Source organism: Pseudomonas corni, from assembly GCF_057128765.1.
Window position 1 is genome coordinate 59,798 of record NZ_JBSKHW010000001.1, and the last position, 19,478, is coordinate 79,275.

Genomic DNA, 19,478 nt, shown 5'->3' on the forward strand with positions numbered 1-19,478 from the left:
GTTTTACAAAATGTTGAATGGAATCGTGGTCACCAGACGGAACTCATTGATGCTGCCGTCAGCCTGTTCTGCGCTGGCGCGGTGCGTGGTGTAGGTCGCGCGCACGGTTGTCGCTTTCAACGGACCCGATTGCAGGGTGTACGAAGAGCCAACGCCGTATTCGTAATGGGTCTCGCCGTCCATGCGCGACACGTCATACGCAGTGCCTTTGTAATGGGTGCCGTCGATGTCGAAGCCGCGAGCCTGGTAAACGTTGAACTTCAGGCCTGGCACGCCGTAGTCGGCCATGTTCAGCAGGTAGCTCAGTTGCACCGACTTTTCGTTCGGTCCGTTGAAGTCAGACAGCAAGGAGTTGGCCAGGAAGATGGCGTTGGTGTCGTGCACGTAGTCGAAGTAGGTGTCGCCTTCGACTTCCTGGTACGCAATGCTGAAACTGTGTGCCTTGTGGGTGGCGGTCAGCGACAGGCTGTAGGTGTCGTTGTCGATCTCGCCCATCTTTCTGGCGCCGGAGTCTTTGGTCTTGTAGTAGTTCAGGTTGGTGCTGATGCCGACCACATCGGTGTCGCCCATTTCATGCAACACGCCCAGGTAATACTGATGCCAGAAGTCTTCGACGTTGGAGGCATACAGGCTGGTGGTCAGGCTCTTGAACGGCTTGTAGTCGAAGCCGGCCATGTCGACGCGATCAGCTTTTGCGCCGTTGGCGTTGTACTCGGACGTGAACTTGGTGAGGCTTTGTTCGGAGCGCGGGGATACGCGGTCGAAGCTACCGGCCTGGAAGGACAGGTTGTTGAGTTCGTCGCTCTGCAGGCTCACACCTTCGAAGCTCGACGGCAGCGCACGGTTACCGATGAAGGCAATCACCGGCGTGTTCATCGACTGGCGACCCAGGGTCAGCGTGGTGTTGGAAACACGTGCCTTGACGTTCGCCAGGCCCATTTTGCTCCATTGACCAACTGCGTCGCCGTTGCTGCGAGTCAGGGTGCGGTTGTTCGGGCCCATGATGTCGCCGGCGTCCTGGTCCAGTGCGACAGCGTTGTACATCGCCAGCTGGGTGGCGAAACCGACGACGCCCTGCGTGAAGCCCGAGCTGTAATCGATAATGGTGCCTTGCACCCAGTTGATGCGGCGCGGATCGCGGTCGACGACAACGCCATCCTCCCGACGACTGAACTGGCCGCCACGGCGCTGCAGCTCATTGGCGTACCAGTTACGGGTGGAACCGGTCAGTTTCGAATCTTCGAGGAAACCCTTGGCTTCACTTTGAAGGTTGCTTGAGGCCAGTGTGGTCGGCACGAAGTCCTGACTGGTTGGCTCTGCCTGGGCCGCGACGCTCAAAGCGATCATGGATACGGCGAATACAGCGGTGCTGGCTTTTTTCACGTTTTGAAGCTCCCTTTTACTACTTTTATTAAGGCCAGTTTTTATGAGTGGGCTGGCTTGGGTGGATCTTGTTATGCCGCCGTTTTGATCGTTTTTTGATCAGAAAAGCGGATTGCAGAAATAGCTGCGCCAAAGAGCGGGATTCGCCCTTGGCGCGTATTCATGGGTTATTGAGCGATATCGACGCCCGAAAAGTTATTGCGTCCGAACGGACTGACCTGGAACCCTTCGACCTCGGCGCGCAATGGCTGATTGACTGTGGAGTGGGCAATCGGCGTGATCGGCACTTGCTCTTTCAGGTAGTGCTGCGCCTGTTTGTACAGGTCAATGCGTTGGGCTTTGTCTGAGGTGGCGACGGCGGCTTTCACCAACTTGTCGTATTTCTCGTCACACCACATCGAGTAGTTGTTTCCGCCAATGGCCGCGCAGCTGTACAGCGTGCCGAGCCAGTTGTCCGGGTCCCCGTTGTCGCCAGTCCAGCCGATCAGCGAGATGTCGTGTTCGCCGTTCTTGCTGCGCTTGAGGTATTCACCCCACTCGTAGCTGACGATGTTGACCTTGAGGCCAATCTTCCCCCAGTCCGATTGCAGCATCTGCGCCATCAGCTTGGCATTCGGGTTATACGGGCGCTGAACCGGCATGGCCCAGAGGTTGATCACGGTGCCTTCCTTGACGCCTGCGGCACGCAGCAGTTCTCGTGCTTTTTCCGGGTTGTAGGGTGCGTCCTTGATGGACTCGTCATAGGACCATTGCGTCGGTGGCATGGCGTTGACCGCCAATTGGCCTGCGCCCTGATACACGGCCTTGATGATTTCCGGCTTGTTGATCGCCATATCCAGCGCCTGGCGCACCTGCAGGTTATCCAGAGGCGCATGGCGCACGTTGTAGGCGATGTAACCCAGGTTGAAGCCGGGCTTCTCGATAACCTTGAGCTGCTTGTCGGCCTTCAGTGCGTCGAGGTCGGCAGGGCGTGGGTTGGACGTGACCTGACACTCGTTCTTCTTGAGTTTCTGCACCCGTACCGAGGGATCGGTATTGATGGCGAAAATCAATTGGTCCACCTTCACCCGACTGGGGTCCCAGAACTGTTTGTTGGCGATATAACGAATTTGTGAATCTTTTTGATAACGCTGGAATACAAAGGGCCCGGTACCAATCGGTTGTTGATTGATATCCCGAACATCACCAGATGCCATCAGTTTGTCAGCATATTCGGCGGAAAGAATGGAAGCGAAGTTCATCGCGATATTCTGAATGAAAGCAGCGTCCACATTGTTCAATGTAAACACGACGGTCAACGGACCGGTCTTCTCGACGGATTTAACATTCTTGTCCATTCCCATCCCCGTGAAGTACGGAAACTCGGTCGGATAAGCGACGCGGAAAGGTTGATCCTTGTTGAGCATTCGACTGAATGTAAAAACCACATCGTCTGCATTGAAATCACGGGTCGGAGTAAAGTTTTTGTTGCTATGAAATTTCACCCCCTCGCGCAGGTGAAACGTGTAGACCAAGCCATCCGGGGAGACGTCCCAGCGGGTGGCGAGGGCTGGAACCACGCTGGTGCTGCCTTGTTCGAACTCGGTCAGGCGGTTGTAGATGGGCTCAGCGGCATCATTGTCGGTGCCCGACGTGTATTGCGCGATATCAAAACCTGCCGGGCTGGCCTCCGAACAAAACACCAGACTCTTGGTAGCGGCTTGGGCTGTTGGAGTAATGGCTAATAGCCCTGCGCTAATTGCAATGGGCAACAGCGATGAAGCAAAGAGTTTATTACGCATGACAATCCTTATCGTTTAAATGCGAAAGCGCCTGCACTGCCAGACGATTCATTTGCGCAACTGTTTGCGCAAACGAGACTTGGTGTTTCAGATCTGGCGTTCATAAACGAAAACAAAAAGCACAGGCGCTGACGACGGTATGTCCGTCAGCCCGTACAGTAAAGAGTTGTAGGCACTGCAATGTATGTAGGAAAAGTGCATATCGTTAGTAGGCAATGGCTTTATTTGAACTGCAAACTAACGATAGGGACCTTCGCAACAAATCGATTTCCCACAAAACGTCACAGCCGCATCGCCCGAAGGTGACGCGACTGTGAGTCGATTTCAGATCGATTACTTGCCGCTAACGCTAACGCCGTAGAACGAGTTCAGACCGAACGGGCTGATCTTGAAGTCCTGAACTTCCTTGCGCATCGGCTGATAAACAGTCGAGTGGGCAATTGGAGTCATCGGAACGGCGTCTTTGAGCAGGTGCTGCGCCTGTTTGTACAGTTCGGTGCGCTTGGCCTGGTCAGTAGTTTCTTTAGCCTGGTGAATCAGGGTGTCGAACGGCTTGTCACACCATTTGGCGAAGTTGTTGCCGTTGACGGCGTCACAGCCAAACAGAGTACCGAGCCAGTTGTCCGGGTCACCGTTGTCGCCGCTCCAGCCAATCAGCATCGCGCCGTTTTCACCCGCTTTGGCGCGTTTGATGTACTCGCCCCACTCGTAGGAAACGATCTTGGCGTTGATACCGATCTTCTTCCAGTCGTTCTGGAGCATTTCGGCCATCAGCTTGGCGTTCGGGTTGTAAGGACGCTGAACCGGCATCGCCCACAGGGTGATTTCGGTGCCGTCTTTCACGCCTGCTTCTTTAAGCAGTTCCTTGGCCTTGGCGACGTCGTATGGCGCATCTTTGATCGTAGTGTCGTAGGACCATTGAGTAGGCGGCATGGCGTTGACTGCCAGCTGACCTGCACCCTGATACACCGCATCGATGATGGCTTTTTTGTCGACAGCCATGTCCAGTGCCTGACGCACTTTCAGCTGTGCCAATGGATTCGGCTTATCGTCGCCTTTGATCTTGTCCATCGTGTTGTAGGCGATGTAACCCAGGTTGAAGCCCGCCTGATCAGGCATCTTCAGTGCAGCGTCGGCCTTGAGTGGTGCAAGGTCGGCTGGACGCGGGTAAGCGGTGATCTGGCATTCGCCTTTCTTGAGCTTCTGCGCACGGACCGAGGCATCGGTCGTGATCGCGAAAATCAGGTTGTCGACTTTGACGTCTTCAGGCTTCCAGTAGTCCTTGTTCCCGGTGAAGCGGATGTTGGAGTCTTTCTGGTAGCTCTTGAAAACGAACGGACCAGTGCCGACTGGCTTCTGGTTGATGTCGGCGGCCTTGCCTTCCTTGAGCAACTGGGCTGCGTATTCAGCGGACTGAATGGACGCAAAGCTCATGGCCAGGTTCTGGATGAATGCCGCGTCGACAGTGCCCAGGGTCATCTTGACCGTGTTGGCGTCAACCTTCTCGATCTTGGTGATGTTGGTGTCCATCGCCATGTCGGTGAAATACGGGAATTCGGTCGGGTAGGCCTTACGGAACGGGTCGTCCTTGTTGATCATGCGATTGAACGTGAACAGCACGTCATCGGCATTGAAGGTACGCGTTGGTTTGAAGTAAGGCGTGGTGTGGAACTTGACACCTTCACGCAGGTGGAAGGTGTAGGTCAGGCCGTCTGGAGTGACGTCCCAGCTAGTGGCCAAGCCTGGAATGACAGCGGTGCCGCCACGTTCAAATTGGCTCAAACGGTTGAAAATGGTTTCCGCAGAGGCGTCAAAGTCGGTACCGGTGGTGTATTGACCTGGGTCAAAGCCAGCTGGGCTGCCTTCGGAGCAGAACACCAGGTTCGATGCCGCTTGTGCGAAGGGAGCGCTGGCGATCAAACCTGCGCTGAGTAGAAACGGAATGACCGCTTGTTTGAGCATGGTGGCCTCAGTTGTTGTCATTTTTTAATAGAGGGAACGACCTCGTGGGTCATTCCTGCGGATACTTATGCAGGCGTCATACCCAAAGCAAGACACTGGCGCCAATGAAGTGTCAAAGAGTGGCACGAACGTACACGAATGTCGCAAAAGTATAATTTCTGACGCAGTTGAACGTTTGCGTGTCGCATATCGATATCTTTCACGCACCAAGCGGGCGCATGCAAACGTGACGAATGCACCCGATTGGTACGCAGTTGTTACCCCTCAAACATCCGTTCAGCTATTTGCTCAGGCTCACACCATAAAAAGGCGTCAGCCCGAACGGACTGAGTTTGAAGTCCTGGACTTCCTTGCGCATCGGCTGGAAAACCTTGGAATTGGCGATAGGCGTGATGGGCACATCGTTTTTCAGAATGTTCTGCGCCTGCTGGTACAACTTGATCCGCTCATCGCGATTACTGGTCAGTTTTGCCTGGGTTACCAGCTTGTCGTAGCTTGGGTTGCACCATTTGGCGTAGTTGCTGCCCTTGACGGCGGCGCAGCTGTACAGCACGCCGAGCCAGTTGTCTGGGTCGCCGTTATCGCCCGTCCAGCCGTAGATCATCGCGTCATGTTCGCCAGCCTTGGCGCGCTTGATGTACTCGCCCCATTCGTAGCTGACGATATTGGCCTTGATGCCGATCTTGGCCCAGTCAGCCTGGATCATCTGCGCCGACATCCGCGCGTTTGGGTTAGAAGCACGCTGCACGGTCATCGCCCACAAGTTGATCTGCGTGCCAGGTGCAACGCCTGCTTCCTTGAGCAGCTGCTTGGCTTTTTCGGGGTCGTGAGGTGCGTCTTTGATATTGGGATCGTAGCTCCACTGATCCGGCGGCAGGGCGTTTTGCGCCAACTGGCCCGCGCTCTGGTAAACCGCCTTGATGATTGCCGGTTTGTCGATGGCCATGTCCAGCGCCTGGCGCACTTTCAGTTGGTCCAGCGGCGGATGCGTCACGTTGTAGGCCAAAAACCCCAAATTGAATCCGGCCTGGCTCAGCACTTTGAGGTTTGGATCTTTCTGCGCTTCTTCGATGTCCTGCGGACGCGGGTAGCCGCTGATTTGGCATTCGTTGGTCTTGAGCTTTTGCAGGCGCACTGCCGCGTCGCTGGTGATCGAGAAGATCAGGTTATCGATCTTCACGTCTTCGGGCTTCCAGTACGCAGTATTGCCGATATAGCGAATCTGCGAGTCCTTCTGGTAGCGCTTGAACACAAACGGCCCGGTGCCGATGGGCTTCTGGTTGATGTCTGCCGCCTTGCCTTCCTTGAGCAACTGCGCGCCGTATTCAGCGGACTGAATGGAAGCGAAACTCATGGCCAGGTTCTGAATGAACGCCGCATCGATGTTGTTCAGACTGAACTTCACAGTCTGGTCGTCGACTTTTTCGACGCTCTTGATGGTGGTGTTCATCCCCATGTCAGTGAAGTAGGGAGACTCAGCAGGGTAGGCCTTGCGAAACGGATCATCAGCCTTGAGCAGGCGATTGAACGTGAACAACACGTCATCGGCGTTGAAGTCCCGGGTCGGCTTGAAGTAGTCAGTGGTGTGGAATTTCACGCCGGGCCGCAGATGAAAGGTGTAGGTCAGGCCGTCGCTGGAGACGTCCCATTTGATCGCCAGTCCGGGCTCGACTTCAGTGCCACCGCGTTTGAACTGTGTCAGACGGTTGAACACGGTTTCGGCCGACGCATCGAAATCCGTGCCGCTTGTGTATTGGCTCGGATCGAAACCTGCCGGGCTCGCTTCCGAGCAATACACCAGAGTACTTGCCGCCTGGACCATCGGCGTGCAAGCCAGCAGAGCTGTGGTGAGCAGCAGGGGTTGAAACGTCTTGCCCATGGAAACCTCGCGCTTGTCCCAAAATAGTGTGCGGCAATCCCGCCGCCCGTTCATCGAAGATGATAGACCGCAGAGATTGCCGCACTGCTGAGTTTTCCTACAAGCGCGTGTGCGTGGCTTAAATCAGTTTCAGGTGTTCGAGCACTTTCCTCGACAGGTAACCAAAGGGCGTCAAGCTGTGGAGAAACCACAGCGGTGAATCCTTGTCGAGAAACTCACCTCGTAGAAACATCAGGTAGGCCGTGCTGTCCTTTCGCATTTGTTCCAGCGCATCACCCCCAGCATGGGCGAGCTTCTTGCTGATCTCGGCGAGTTCGGTCTTCGATTGGCTGCGGCGTAGCTCTGCCGGATGGGCCGCAGCCCAGGCAGTGACTTCTTCGTCTTGCCAAACGCTGTCCTGAGGATGTTTGAAGTAAGACCTGGCTACGGCGATAGGGTCTGCGCTGGCGTCGCCATTCCAATACTCCACCATTGCCTGGGCGACCTGCTCAACAGCCTGGGTCGCTAGCGTTCCTGCCAGTACATGCAACGGATGCTCGGCGTGGTCTTTGGCCAACTGCGAGTGTGTCGGGTCAGTGGAGCCGTTGATGTGCGGATCTTGCCCGTATCGGGTCTGCCAGTCGTCCACGTTCTCGCCCAAGTGCGTGAGCATGTCTTTCATAACGATGCCGACGGCATTGCCGACGACGGCCGACAAACCCTGCAGGTAGTGCGCCGACCTTTGCAGGAACTCTACAAACGGCAGGTCGACCCATTCGTCACGCATTGTCAGATAAGTGTTGAAGGTCTGCAGGTAGCTTGGGTTGTGATGCTCTTCCAAGAGGATCAAGAGCACTTGTTCCCGTGGGCTGCGATCACCCGCTTTGACTGGTTTATAGGTGACATCTTCGGTGGAAAACAGAATCTCGCCCAGTGGCCCGGCCACGCTTGCGAGTACATCTGTTGCGCCAAACATGCCGGTGACCAGCGGCAAGCCAGCCTTGCACGGCGCCGGGGAGGTCCATGGCACGACCTCGGAGTGACCGTTTTTGATCAGGCTCAGTTCGACGAAGTTGGAATGCGCAAAGAAGTCTTCGAGTACATGCAGCGCAGAACCGAACGCGCGCATGCCGGTGAAGGTCCGGTTCTCCTTCATCGCGACTGTCAGTTCAGCCTGCATGAACGCCACCGAGCGCTCGATGTAGCGCTTCATCGAGGTGTCGTAGTCAATTTCCAGTAACGGATTTGATTCCCGCACCAGGTGCTCGAAATCCGGATCGCGGGTGGTGGGGTCAAACGCGTTCGGGTCAGTCACCTTTGGGTTATCGATGTGTTCACTTGGGCGGTAAACCCCCAGCTTTTCCGGGGTTACGGTGAAGTGTTGGGGGAAGTTGCGCCTCCACCTGAAGCGCTTCACTGCCAGGACGTCGACGATTCGGGTCAGCGCATCCCGGGACAGGACGTCCGGAAAGTCTTTCGGCATATCCGTGGCACGAACGATTTTCGGATCGAGCAGTTGCGAGTAGTCGCGCAGCCAATTGCCGAAGTAGACCGCTTCGATCTCGTCCCGATCAAACCCCTGGGTGCTCAATACGGCTTCGATTCGCCGATGCGTCATTTGATGGTCGTCTTCGTGCCCTGCTTCAAACGCCTCACGATCTGGATGAGTATGGATACCGCCGTCGCTGCAATCGACGTCACTGTATCGGGCCTGGATTTGTTCCGCAGCGGCCTTCCATTGAGCGGTTATTTCTTGGCTCAGATCCTGATAACCGCTGAAGCAAGTAACGATGGTCACCTCGTTTGCATCGGGTTCACCGCGCAGTGCCATCCAGCGGGAAAAACGCTGACCTTCCTCGCCCTTGGCGTCTGAGGCCAGCACCGGGTTGCCGTCGGCATCTCGATCGCTGAGGTCGTGTCGCAGAATATTGTCGATGTGATGACCGAATTCGTGCAGCAGTGCATCCAGAAGCCAGGAGGTGTCCAGTCCCTGCTCGATGCGCCTGAAGAATCCCCGGTCGATGCGCACAATGCGCTCGCGGTTGTCGTAGTCCGCCTCATACCCCAAGGCATCGGTGAGGATGATCTTCGGGCTTTCAATTTCTTGCGCCAGCAAACGCTGGTGCAGCGCTCGATAGGTGTGAGTGGGAATATCGCTTCCGAAAACCGTCGACAAGGCTGCGGAAAATCGCTCGGCCGTTAGTTGACGGGCTACCTGGGTGAACAGGTCCAGGGAAAGGGTGCTGTGAAGCCGCTCGTCTGAGAGGTCGATGTGTTTTATGGCTGTCGCTTTAAAGGACATGATTGGATTCTTCCGTGATCCCGTTAAATGAATACGCCCTGTCATTAGGGCGACTGCGTCACCGCGCTCATGAGGTGAGCGCGTGCGCCGTTCATTTTATGGAGCGTCACGGGAAAGCAAATCGGGAAGATCACTACAGCGCGTAGGAGAGAGGAACCGGCCTACGGAGCAAGTGCGACTGAGTGACACGTAAAACGCTGAAACAAAGGAGGGAAACAGCGGCAGCCCAATGCTGCCGCTGCCTGGCGTCACGGTATCGCGACTTCGATCACACCGTCGGCAGTGACGCTGACTTCGGCAGTGCCAGCTTCGACGTCTGGCGCCGGGGCTGCATCGCTACGCGCAGCTTTCATCATCATGACCGGGGCGCGCGCATAAGGCTGTGGATAGCCTGAGGTGTTCAGGTTCAGGTTGACCAGTTTGTAACTGCTGCCGCCCAGCGCGTCGGTGACCAGTTGGGCGCGGGTTTTGAACGCGGCAACGGCGTCCTTGAGCAGGGTGTCTTCGCTGGCTTTGCGCGCAGGCTTGGAGATTGAAAAGTCCATGCCGCCCATTTTCATCTCGGTGCTCAGCAGGTCGCCGGTCAGCTTGGACAGTGCTGCGAAGTCGGCGCTTTCCAGACGCAGCTCGGCACGTTCGCGCCAGCCGGTGATTTTCTGGCCTTTGTCATCGTAGACCGGGTAGCTGTTGCGGTTGCCCTGGCGGATAGTCACGTCTTTGACCTGACGGGCCTGGCCCAGCGCCTTGTTCAGGTTTTCGGTGATTTCTGCAGCCAGTTTGGCAGGGTCGGAATTCTGGGATTCGCTGTAAAAGGTGACCATCATCAGGTCACGCTGAACGTCCTGATTGACCTCGGCACGCACTGAAACCTGGTTGTAGTGAACGTCATCGGCCAGGGCGGGAAGGCTGGCGAGCGCGGCAGTGCCGACAGCGACGAGGGTGGCAAGCGGGCGACGGATGAACATATAAACTCCTTGTTGTGTGGACCGTAGGCGATGGCTCGCCGCACGGATGCCAATGAGACTGTAATCCGGGGGTCTTGTTCCTGATCGACATTGTAGGAGCGCGCTTGCCCGCGATTGCGGTGTGTCAATTTAACGAAATGCTGGATGTGCCGACGTCATCGCGGGCAAGCGCGCTCCTACAATGGGCGTCATCTGCCGCGAGGAACGCCACACATGTGGCGCTTTGACGCACTGACGCTGCATTCCCGGCGGCATTGGTTATACTCGCTCCGATTCGCCTGGAGCGCTCATCAGGAGAGCTCATGCTCGCCCCCGTCCAAATGCTTTCTGCTACCCGCCAAAACCTCTGGCGGCTGACGTTCGTGCGCGTGCTGGTATTGGCCGCGCAGGCTGGCTCCGTCGGGTTTGCCTACCTGTTCGATCTGCTGCCGCTGCCCTGGCTACAACTGGACGTCACGCTCGGCATATCGGGCATCGTCTGTTTGCTGACGGCCCTGCGCCTGCGTACCTCATGGCCGGTGACCGAGCTTGAATACGCCGTGCAGCTGGCGTTCGACCTGTTTATCCACAGCGCACTGCTGTTCTTCTCCGGCGGCTCGACCAACCCGTTCGTTTCTTATTATCTGGTGCCGCTGACCATTGCTGCGGTGACGTTGCCGTGGCGCTATTCGCTGATCCTGTCCGGTATCGCGCTGGCGCTGTACACCCTCATGCTGGCGCAGTTCTACCCGTTGGCGGCCTTCGCGGCGTCGCGGGAAAAGCTACAGATTTACGGCATGTGGCTGAGCTTCGCCCTGGCGGCGGGTGTGATCACCTTCTTTGCCGCGCGCATGGCCGAGGAGCTGCGTCGCCAGGAGCACATGCGAGCGCTGCGCCGGGAAGAGGGCGCCCGCGATCAACAGTTGCTCGCGGTAGCGACCGAAGCCGCTGGCGCTGCGCACGAATTGGGCACGCCGCTGGCCACCATGAGCGTGCTGCTCAAGGAAATGCGTCAGGACCATCACGATCCAGCACTTCAGGAAGACCTGTCGATACTGCAAGACCAAGTCAAGCTGTGTAAGGAAACCCTGCAGCAACTGGTACGCGCAGCTGAAGCCAATCGCCGTCTTGCGGTACAAGAGCAGACTGTCAGCCACTGGCTCGATCAGGCACTCAATCGTTGGCACCTGATGCGCCCCGAAGCGAGCTATCGTTTCCAGCGTCTGGGTCAGGGCGAGCTGCCGATGATAGCGCCGCCGCCGGACCTGACCCAGGCCCTGCTGAACCTGCTGAATAACGCCGCCGACGCCTGCCCGGAAGGGCTTGAAGTCAATCTGGACTGGGACGAACACGAGATCTGCATCAGCATTCGGGATCATGGCGCTGGCGTACCTTTGGCGGTCGCAGAACAAATCGGTAAACCGTTTTTTACAACGAAGGGCAAAGGCTTTGGCTTGGGCCTGTTCTTGAGCAAAGCCAGCGTGACCCGCGCGGGCGGCTCGGTGAAACTCTATCCTCACGAGGAAGGCGGCACGCTCACCGAGCTGCGCCTGCCCCGTGACGCACGAGGAGATGAAGCATGACTGACGAAATTCAGGTTGAAGGCGAAGAGCTGCCACATTTGTTACTGGTCGACGATGACGCCACCTTCACCCGTGTGATGGCACGTGCCATGGCCCGTCGTGGTTTTCGCGTCAGTACCGCAGGTTCTGCCGAGGAAGGTTTGACTCTCGCCCAGGCAGATATCCCGGACTACGCGGCTGTCGACCTGAAGATGGAGGGCGACTCGGGACTGGTGCTATTGCCCAAGCTGCTGGAACTGGACCCGGAAATGCGTGTCCTGATACTGACCGGTTATTCGAGCATCGCCACGGCTGTCGAAGCCATCAAGCGCGGCGCCTGCAACTACTTGTGCAAACCGGCCGACGCCGATGACGTGCTGGCGGCGTTGCTGTCCGAGCACGCCGACCTCGACACCCTGGTGCCAGAAAATCCTATGTCCGTGGACCGCTTGCAGTGGGAACACATTCAGCGCGTGCTGACCGAGCACGAAGGCAACATCTCCGCCACGGCGCGGGCGCTGGGCATGCACCGCCGTACCCTGCAACGCAAGCTGCAAAAGCGGCCGGTGCGTCGCTGAGGAGTTAAAACTTTATTCATGGAAGATCGTGGGTGGCGTCTGGCACATTGTTAAGACGCTACTAAATACCTGCCACTGAGCCTTAACCATGAATTTGAATCCCGAAGAATCCACGGTCAACGACACCGTGTCAGGGAAGTTTTTTTCCCGCGTCTGGAACCTTGTCACGCCTTATTGGCGCAGCGAGGAAAAAGGCATGGCGTGGGTTCTGCTGATTGCCGTGATCATCCTGTCTTTGTTTAGCGTGTTCATCTCGGTGCTGGTCAACAGCTGGTATCGCGACTTCTATAACGCGCTTCAGAACAAAGACCTCGCTGCGTTTACCCACCTGATCCTTTACTTCTGCGGGATCGCCGCCATCGCCATTCTTGGCGCGGTTTATCGCCTGTACCTCACGCAAATGCTGACTATCCGCTGGCGGCGCTGGTTGACCGAGCAGCACTTCGCCAAGTGGCTCGCGCACAAGAATTATTACCGACTGGAGCAGGGCGGTTACACCGACAACCCTGACCAACGTCTGTCCGAAGACCTCAACAACTTCACGTCCGACACCCTGAGCCTGAGTCTCGGCCTGCTGCGCACGGTGGTCAGCCTGGTGTCGTTTTCGGTCATTTTGTGGGGCGTGTCCGGCAGCATCGAGTTGTTTGGTATCACCATTCCCGGCTACATGTTCTGGGCTGCGCTGGTCTATGCGGCCGTCGGCAGTGTGCTGACCCACCTGATCGGCAAGCGTTTGATCCTGCTAAGTAACCAGCAGCAACGCTACGAAGCCGACATGCGTTTCTCGTTGGTGCGCGTGCGTGAAAACGCTGAAAGTATTGCGCTGTCGAACGGCGAGGCCAACGAAAACGAACGCCTTAGCAGCCGCTTCGGCATGGTCTGGAGCAACTTCTGGACGATCATGAAGGTGCAGAAACGGCTGACGTTCTTCACCGCTGGTTACTCGCAAATCGCCATTATTTTCGCCTTCGTCGTCGCTGCGCCACGTTACTTCGCTGGCAAGATTGAATTGGGCGAACTGATGCAGATCAACTCCGCGTTCGGCAATGTGCAGGAAAACTTCAGCTGGTTTATTGATGCGTACGCGTCATTGGCCTCATGGCGCGCCACGTGTGATCGTCTATTGAGCTTCCGCCAGGCGATGGATCAGAACGAGGCACGTGTGCCCGCAATCAACGTGACCCACGAGCAGAACGCACTGCGCCTGGAAGGGCTGGATTTGTCACTGGCCGGTGGGCGTCAATTGCTGACCAACGCCAATGCCAACATCGCCGCTGGCGATAAGGTCATGCTCAGTGGTCGCTCGGGCAGCGGCAAAAGTACCTTGCTGCGCGCAATGGGTGGCTTGTGGCTGGATGGTCATGGCGCCGTGAAGTTGCCAGCGCAGCGTTCATTGTTCCTGCCGCAGAAACCGTATCTGCCGATCGGCACCCTGCGCGAAGCCTTGAGTTATCCACAGCTGCCGGAAGTGTACCCGGCCGAGCGTTTCGCTCAGATCCTCGAAACATGCCGTCTGAGCCATTTGATTCCTCGTCTGGACGAGAGCAATCACTGGCAACGCATGCTCTCCCCCGGCGAGCAGCAGCGCGTGGCCTTCGCTCGCGCGCTGTTGTACGCGCCGCAATGGCTGTATCTGGACGAAGCGACTTCGGCGATGGACGAGGAAGATGAAGCGGCGCTGTATCAGGCGTTGCTTGATGAACTGCCGGGCCTGACCCTGCTCAGCATCGGCCATCGCAGCAGTTTGAAACGCTTCCACGGTCGCCATTTGCGCATCGACTCGGGTCAGTTGCGTGAGCAACCTTTGCCCGAGCCGGTGGTTTAGCACGACGCTGGCACAATAGCCCTTTGGTTAATAAGCTCGCCGGGTGTGATCGTACAACCCGGTGAGCTATGATTACCCTTTCACCGTATTTAGAGACGCATGTTGGATATGGAAAATCAGAGTGCTCCGCCTCGCGCCCGCCGAAAGCACCGCAGCCTGGCCCAAGAGTTGGTGACCGAGCTGTCCGAGCGCATTCGCAGCGGCCTGTTGAAGCGCGGCGACAAGTTGCCCACCGAGTCAGCGATCATGGAAGAGCAGGGCGTCAGCCGAACGGTTGTACGTGAAGCGATTTCCCGCTTGCAGGCGTCTGGCCTGGTTGAAACCCGTCACGGCATCGGCACCTTCGTGCTGGACACGCCGAGCCCCAGCGGCTTCCGTATCGATCCGGCGACCATCGTCACTCTGCGCGATGTGCTGGCGATTCTTGAACTGCGCATTAGTCTGGAAGTGGAGTCCGCAGGGCTGGCGGCGCAACGTCGCTCCCCCGAACAACTGGCCGATATGCGCGCTGCACTGGATGCGCTGAATGAAGGTGTGTCGCACTCAAGTGATTCGGTCGGACCAGACTTTCAGTTTCACATGGCGATTGCGCTGTCGACCGGCAACCGTTACTTCACTGACATCATGAATCACCTGGGCACCAGCATCATTCCCCGTACTCGGCTGAATTCTGCACGCATCGCTCACGATGACCATCAGCACTACATGGGTCGATTGAGCCGCGAGCATGAAGAAATCTACGACGCCATCGCCCGCCAGGACTCCGACGCCGCCCGCGCCGCGATGCGCCTGCACCTGACCAACAGCCGCGAACGCTTGCGTCATGCCCATGAAGAGGCAGAGTCGCAGCGGGCTTGATCCCACAGTGGCTGCTTTTGTAGGAGCTGACGAGCCGCCGAAGGCTGCGAAACAATTTGTCTGACACAGCGCATCGCAGCCTTCGGCGGCTCGTCAGCTCCTACACGATCTAAAGCAAATTCCACCATTCATCCCCCCAAACATAAATTTTCAGACCCCCTATTGAGTCCTCCCGATTACAGTTGTACGATGACTTACGACATCAGCGCAGGACTGATGCTTCATCCACAAAATCCACAAAAATTGTCCCAGGGTGTTCGAATAATGAATCCACAAGAACTGAAGTCCGTCCTCTCTGCCGGTCTGTTGTCCTTCCCGGTTACCGATTTCAATGCCCAGGGCGATTTCCACCGCGCTGGCTATATCAAACGTCTGGAGTGGCTTGCTCCGTACGGCGCAACTGCCTTGTTCGCCGCCGGTGGTACTGGTGAGTTCTTCTCCCTTGCCGCCAGCGAATACTCCGAAGTCATCAAAACTGCCGTCGACACTTGCGAACACAGCGTGCCAATCCTGGCCGGTGTCGGTGGCTCGACCCGTCAAGCGATCGAATACGCTCAGGAAGCCGAGCGTCTGGGCGCCAAAGGCCTGCTGCTGCTGCCGCATTACCTGACTGAAGCCAGCCAGGACGGCGTTGCCGCTCACGTTGAAGCCGTTTGCAAATCCGTCAAAATCGGCGTTGTCGTTTACAACCGTAACGTCTGCCGCCTGACTGCTCCGCTGCTGGAACGTCTGGCCGAGCGTTGCCCTAACCTGATCGGTTACAAAGATGGTCTGGGCGACATCGAGCTGATGGTGTCGATCCGTCGTCGTCTGGGCGATCGCTTCTCTTACCTGGGTGGTTTGCCGACCGCTGAAGTCTACGCTGCGGCCTACAAAGCGCTGGGCGTGCCGGTCTACTCATCGGCGGTGTTCAACTTCCTGCCGAAAATGGCGATGGATTTCTACCACGCCATCGCTCGCGACGATCACCAGACCGTCGGCAAGCTGATCGACGATTTCTTCCTGCCTTACCTCGATATCCGTAACCGCAAATCCGGTTACGCCGTCAGCATCGTCAAAGCAGGCGCGAAAATTGCCGGTTACGACGCAGGTCCGGTTCGTACCCCACTGACCGACCTAACCGCAGAAGAGTACGAAATGCTCGCTGCACTGATGGACAAGCAGGGCGCGCAATAACCGGCACGCACCTGATCAAGAACCGCTGAGCAATCAGCGGTTTTTTGCCGTCGGGCTTTAGCGTTTCACCGCATCAATCGCAGCTGAACTAAGGGGCAGCGGCGAGTAGCAAGCACACACATAAGATCGTTTAACCCGCACAAAAAAATAATTAGTGGGAGTTTCTGACATGCTGAAAACCAAGCCGACTCACGTCCGGTATTTGATCTTGCTCATGCTTTTTCTGGTGACCACGATCAACTATGCCGACCGTGCAACCATCGCAATCGCAGGCTCCAGCCTGCAAAAAAGTCTCGGCATCGATGCCGTCACCCTCGGTTTTATCTTCTCCGCGTTCGGTTGGGCCTATGTCGCCGGTCAGATCCCCGGCGGCTGGTTGCTTGACCGCTACGGCTCCAAGAAAGTCTACGCACTGAGCATCTTCACCTGGTCGCTGTTCACCGTGCTGCAAGGCTATGTCGGTGAGTTCGGTCTCTCGACTGCAATCTTCCTGCTGTTCGCCCTGCGTTTCATGGTGGGCTTGGCGGAAGCACCTTCCTTTCCTGGCAACGCCCGTATCGTCGCGGCCTGGTTCCCGACTTCCGAACGCGGGACTGCTTCGGCGATCTTCAACTCGGCGCAATACTTTGCCACCGTTCTGTTCGCCCCGATCATGGGCTGGATCGTCTACACCTTCGGCTGGCAGCATGTGTTCGTGGTCATGGGCAGCATCGGCATCATCTTCTCGCTGATCTGGCTGAAAGTTATCCACAGCCCGCGCAACCACCCGAAAATCAACAAGGAGGAGTTCGATCACATCGCCAACAACGGCGGCATGGTCGACATGGATCAGGACAAGGGCAAAGGCTCGGCCAGCGGTCCGAAATGGGACTACGTGCGTCAGTTGCTGACCAACCGCATGATGCTGGGTATTTACCTGGCTCAGTACTGCATCAACGGCATCACCTATTTCTTCCTGACCTGGTTCCCGGTGTACCTGGTGCAAGAACGTGGCATGACCATCCTCAAGGCCGGTTTCATTGCCTCGCTGCCAGCCATCTGCGGCTTCATCGGCGGCGTGCTGGGCGGGGTGATTTCCGACTATCTGCTGCGCAAAGGCCACTCGCTGACCTTCGCCCGCAAGGCGCCAATCATTGGCGGTCTGCTGCTGTCGACTTCCATCGTGACGTGTAACTACGTCGATATCGAATGGGTCGTCGTGGGCTTCATGGCTCTGGCCTTCTTCGGCAAAGGCGTGGGCGCACTGGGTTGGGCGGTCATGTCCGACGCTTCGCCAAAGCAGATTGCCGGCTTGAGCGGCGGCCTGTTCAACATGTTCGGCAACATCGCATCGATCACCACCCCGATCGTGATTGGGTACATCATCAGCACCACCGGTTCGTTCAAATGGGCCTTGGTGTTCGTCGGCGCCAACGCGCTGGTGGCGGTGATCAGCTACGTCTTCATCGTCGGTGAAATCAAACGTGTAGAACTCAAGGAAACCCCATCGAAGGGTCTCCAACCGGCCAGTGAAGCCGATCTTTCTCAAGCGAAACTCTGAGGAAAAACCGTGATGAACTTGATCCAACATGCCGACTCGCCGCGTTACATCCGCTTGCATGCGCTTGATAACGTCGTCGTCGTGGTCAATGACCAGGGCGTCCCGGCGGGGACAGAATTCGATAACGGTCTGGTGACCATCGACAACGTTCCGCAGAGCCACAAGGTCAACACCGTGGACATTGCCGAAGGTGAGCCGATCATTCGTTATGGCCACACCATTGGCTACGCGCTGCAACCGATTCCGAAGGGCAGTTGGGTCAAGGAAGATCAATTGCGCATGCCGTCGGCGCCGCCGCTGGACAGTCTGCCGATGTCCGACGCTGTGCCGGTGCGAGGTGAAGCCCTGGAAGGCTTCACGTTCGAGGGCTATCGCAATGCTGACGGTACAGTCGGCACGCGCAATATTCTGGGGATCACCACCACGGTTCAGTGCGTCACTGGCGTACTGGATTTCGCGGTCAAGCGCATCCGTGAAGAGCTGTTGCCCAAGTACCCCAATGTCGATGACGTAGTAGCCATCACCCACAGCTACGGCTGCGGCGTGGCCATCACGGCCAAGGACGCCTACATCCCGATTCGCACCGTGCGCAATCTCGCGCGTAACCCGAATCTGGGTGGCGAAGCGTTGGTGATCAGCCTGGGCTGCGAGAAATTGCAGGCCGGGCAGGTTATGCACGAAGATGATGCTTCGGTGGATCTCACCGATCCGTGGCTGTACCGGTTGCAGGATTCCAGTCACGGCTTCAATGAAATGATCGAGCAGATCATGGAACTGGCCGAAACCCGCTTGAAGAAACTCGATCTGCGTCGTCGCGAAACCGTGCCGGCGTCCGAGCTGATTCTGGGTATGCAGTGCGGCGGCAGTGACGCGTTTTCTGGCATTACCGCCAACCCGGCGCTGGGCTATGCGTCGGACTTGCTGCTGCGCGCGGGCGCTACGGTGATGTTTTCCGAAGTGACCGAAGTCCGGGACGCCATTTATTTGCTGACCTCTCGCGCGGAAACCATGGAAGTCGCCGAAGGGCTGGTGCGGGAAATGGACTGGTACGACCGTTACCTGGCCAAGGGCGAAGCGGACCGCAGCGCCAACACCACACCGGGCAACAAGAAGGGTGGGTTGTCGAACATTGTCGAGAAGTCCCTGGGGTCGATCGTCAAGTCCGGCAACAGCGCGATCAACGCGGTGCTGGGCCCTGGCGAACGAGTGTCGCGCAAAGGGCTGATCTTCTGCGCCACACCGGCGAGCGATTTTGTCTGCGGGACGCTGCAACTGGCGGCCGGGATGAATCTGCACGTGTTCACCACCGGGCGCGGCACGCCGTATGGTCTGGCGATGTCGCCAGTGGTGAAAGTCTCGACCCGCACCGAACTGGCGCAACGCTGGCCGGACCTGATCGACATCGACGCCGGGCGGATTGCCACAGGGCGTGCAAGCATTGAAGACCTGGGCTGGGAGCTGTTCCACTTCTATCTGGATGTCGCCAGCGGCAAAAAGAAAACGTGGACCGAGCATTATCGTTTGCACAACGACATCACCCTGTTCAACCCGGCGCCGATTACCTGATCGACCGCTTCGCGGGCAAGCGCGCTCCTACAGAACAGCGCTAAATCTGTGGGAGCGGACCTGTCCGCGAAGACGTTGTGACATTCGATACAAATCCCTTGCCTGAAACACTGTATTCGCGGACAGGTCCGCTCCCACGAGTT

The 19,478-nt window shown here is 57.3% G+C and carries 13 protein-coding genes; 7 read left to right on the forward strand and 6 right to left on the reverse strand.

The genetic code is table 11. The annotated features are described in order from the left end of the window. Positions 1-3: 3 nt before the first annotated feature. From ACWKV9_RS00220 to ACWKV9_RS00245, 6 genes are all read right to left on the reverse strand, one after another. Positions 4-1,383 (reverse strand): OprD family porin, encoded by a 1,380-nt coding sequence (locus ACWKV9_RS00220; protein ID WP_483834092.1) that lies wholly within the window; start codon positions 1,381-1,383, stop codon positions 4-6. A gap of 167 nt (positions 1,384-1,550) precedes the next feature. After that, positions 1,551-3,164 (reverse strand): ABC transporter substrate-binding protein, encoded by a 1,614-nt coding sequence (locus ACWKV9_RS00225; protein WP_483834093.1) that lies wholly within the window; start codon positions 3,162-3,164, stop codon positions 1,551-1,553. Between the two features lie 333 nt (positions 3,165-3,497). Continuing rightward, positions 3,498-5,126 carry an ABC transporter substrate-binding protein gene (locus ACWKV9_RS00230; protein WP_483834094.1) on the reverse strand — a complete coding sequence of 543 codons (1,629 nt, stop codon included), beginning with the start codon at positions 5,124-5,126 and terminating at the stop codon, positions 3,498-3,500. A 280-nt stretch (positions 5,127-5,406) separates the two neighbouring features. Further along, complete coding sequence (locus ACWKV9_RS00235; RefSeq protein ID WP_483834095.1) at positions 5,407-7,005, reverse strand: ABC transporter substrate-binding protein; 1,599 nt, start codon at positions 7,003-7,005, stop codon at positions 5,407-5,409. Positions 7,006-7,123: 118 nt separating this feature from the next. Next, complete coding sequence (locus tag ACWKV9_RS00240; RefSeq protein WP_483834096.1) at positions 7,124-9,286, reverse strand: HET-C-related protein; 2,163 nt, start codon at positions 9,284-9,286, stop codon at positions 7,124-7,126. 248 nt (positions 9,287-9,534) lie between these two features. Further along, positions 9,535-10,251, reverse strand: coding sequence for an SIMPL domain-containing protein (locus ACWKV9_RS00245; protein WP_483834097.1), 717 nt, complete (start codon positions 10,249-10,251; stop codon positions 9,535-9,537). 302 nt (positions 10,252-10,553) lie between these two features. On the opposite strand from ACWKV9_RS00245, the gene ACWKV9_RS00250 reads away from it, so the two are divergent. The 7 genes from ACWKV9_RS00250 (at position 10,554) to garD (ending at position 19,335) form a co-directional block, all read left to right on the forward strand. Then, positions 10,554-11,813, forward strand: coding sequence for an ATP-binding protein (locus ACWKV9_RS00250; RefSeq protein WP_483834098.1), 1,260 nt, complete (start codon positions 10,554-10,556; stop codon positions 11,811-11,813). After that, positions 11,810-12,370 (forward strand): response regulator transcription factor, encoded by a 561-nt coding sequence (locus tag ACWKV9_RS00255; protein ID WP_483834099.1) that lies wholly within the window; start codon positions 11,810-11,812, stop codon positions 12,368-12,370. The genes ACWKV9_RS00250 and ACWKV9_RS00255 overlap by 4 nt, the downstream gene beginning before the upstream one ends. Before the next feature lie 88 nt (positions 12,371-12,458). Next, positions 12,459-14,195: an ABC transporter ATP-binding protein/permease gene (locus ACWKV9_RS00260; RefSeq protein ID WP_483834100.1), complete on the forward strand. Its 1,737-nt coding sequence runs from the start codon at positions 12,459-12,461 to the stop codon at positions 14,193-14,195. 108 nt (positions 14,196-14,303) lie between these two features. Beyond that, positions 14,304-15,053 carry a FadR/GntR family transcriptional regulator gene (locus ACWKV9_RS00265; protein WP_483834705.1) on the forward strand — a complete coding sequence of 250 codons (750 nt, stop codon included), beginning with the start codon at positions 14,304-14,306 and terminating at the stop codon, positions 15,051-15,053. Positions 15,054-15,317: 264 nt separating this feature from the next. Beyond that, positions 15,318-16,229 carry a 5-dehydro-4-deoxyglucarate dehydratase gene (kdgD, locus tag ACWKV9_RS00270; RefSeq protein ID WP_483834101.1) on the forward strand — a complete coding sequence of 304 codons (912 nt, stop codon included), beginning with the start codon at positions 15,318-15,320 and terminating at the stop codon, positions 16,227-16,229. 169 nt (positions 16,230-16,398) lie between these two features. After that, the gene (locus ACWKV9_RS00275; RefSeq protein WP_483834102.1) at positions 16,399-17,769 is read left to right on the forward strand and encodes an MFS transporter; all 1,371 of its coding nucleotides are present in this window, start codon (positions 16,399-16,401) and stop codon (positions 17,767-17,769) included. Between the two features lie 12 nt (positions 17,770-17,781). Then, a complete protein-coding gene (gene garD / locus ACWKV9_RS00280) occupies positions 17,782-19,335 on the forward strand; it encodes a galactarate dehydratase (RefSeq protein WP_483834103.1) in 1,554 nt (517 codons plus the stop codon). Positions 19,336-19,478: the final 143 nt, after the last annotated feature.

Bases quoted from the DNA above. Each gene is read 5' to 3' on its own strand.
- ACWKV9_RS00250 (WP_483834098.1), top strand. From the start codon at position 10,554: ATGCTCGCCCCCGTCCAAATGCTTTCTGCTACCCGCCAAAACCTCTGG.
- ACWKV9_RS00235 (WP_483834095.1), bottom strand. From the start codon at position 7,005: ATGGGCAAGACGTTTCAACCCCTGCTGCTCACCACAGCTCTGCTGGCT.
- ACWKV9_RS00245 (WP_483834097.1), bottom strand. From the start codon at position 10,251: ATGTTCATCCGTCGCCCGCTTGCCACCCTCGTCGCTGTCGGCACTGCC.
- ACWKV9_RS00265 (WP_483834705.1), top strand. From the start codon at position 14,304: ATGGAAAATCAGAGTGCTCCGCCTCGCGCCCGCCGAAAGCACCGCAGC.
- garD (WP_483834103.1), top strand. From the start codon at position 17,782: ATGAACTTGATCCAACATGCCGACTCGCCGCGTTACATCCGCTTGCAT.
- ACWKV9_RS00255 (WP_483834099.1), top strand. From the start codon at position 11,810: ATGACTGACGAAATTCAGGTTGAAGGCGAAGAGCTGCCACATTTGTTA.
- ACWKV9_RS00225 (WP_483834093.1), bottom strand. From the start codon at position 3,164: ATGCGTAATAAACTCTTTGCTTCATCGCTGTTGCCCATTGCAATTAGC.
- kdgD (WP_483834101.1), top strand. From the start codon at position 15,318: ATGAATCCACAAGAACTGAAGTCCGTCCTCTCTGCCGGTCTGTTGTCC.
- ACWKV9_RS00240 (WP_483834096.1), bottom strand. From the start codon at position 9,286: ATGTCCTTTAAAGCGACAGCCATAAAACACATCGACCTCTCAGACGAG.
- ACWKV9_RS00260 (WP_483834100.1), top strand. From the start codon at position 12,459: ATGAATTTGAATCCCGAAGAATCCACGGTCAACGACACCGTGTCAGGG.
- ACWKV9_RS00275 (WP_483834102.1), top strand. From the start codon at position 16,399: ATGCTGAAAACCAAGCCGACTCACGTCCGGTATTTGATCTTGCTCATG.
- ACWKV9_RS00230 (WP_483834094.1), bottom strand. From the start codon at position 5,126: ATGCTCAAACAAGCGGTCATTCCGTTTCTACTCAGCGCAGGTTTGATC.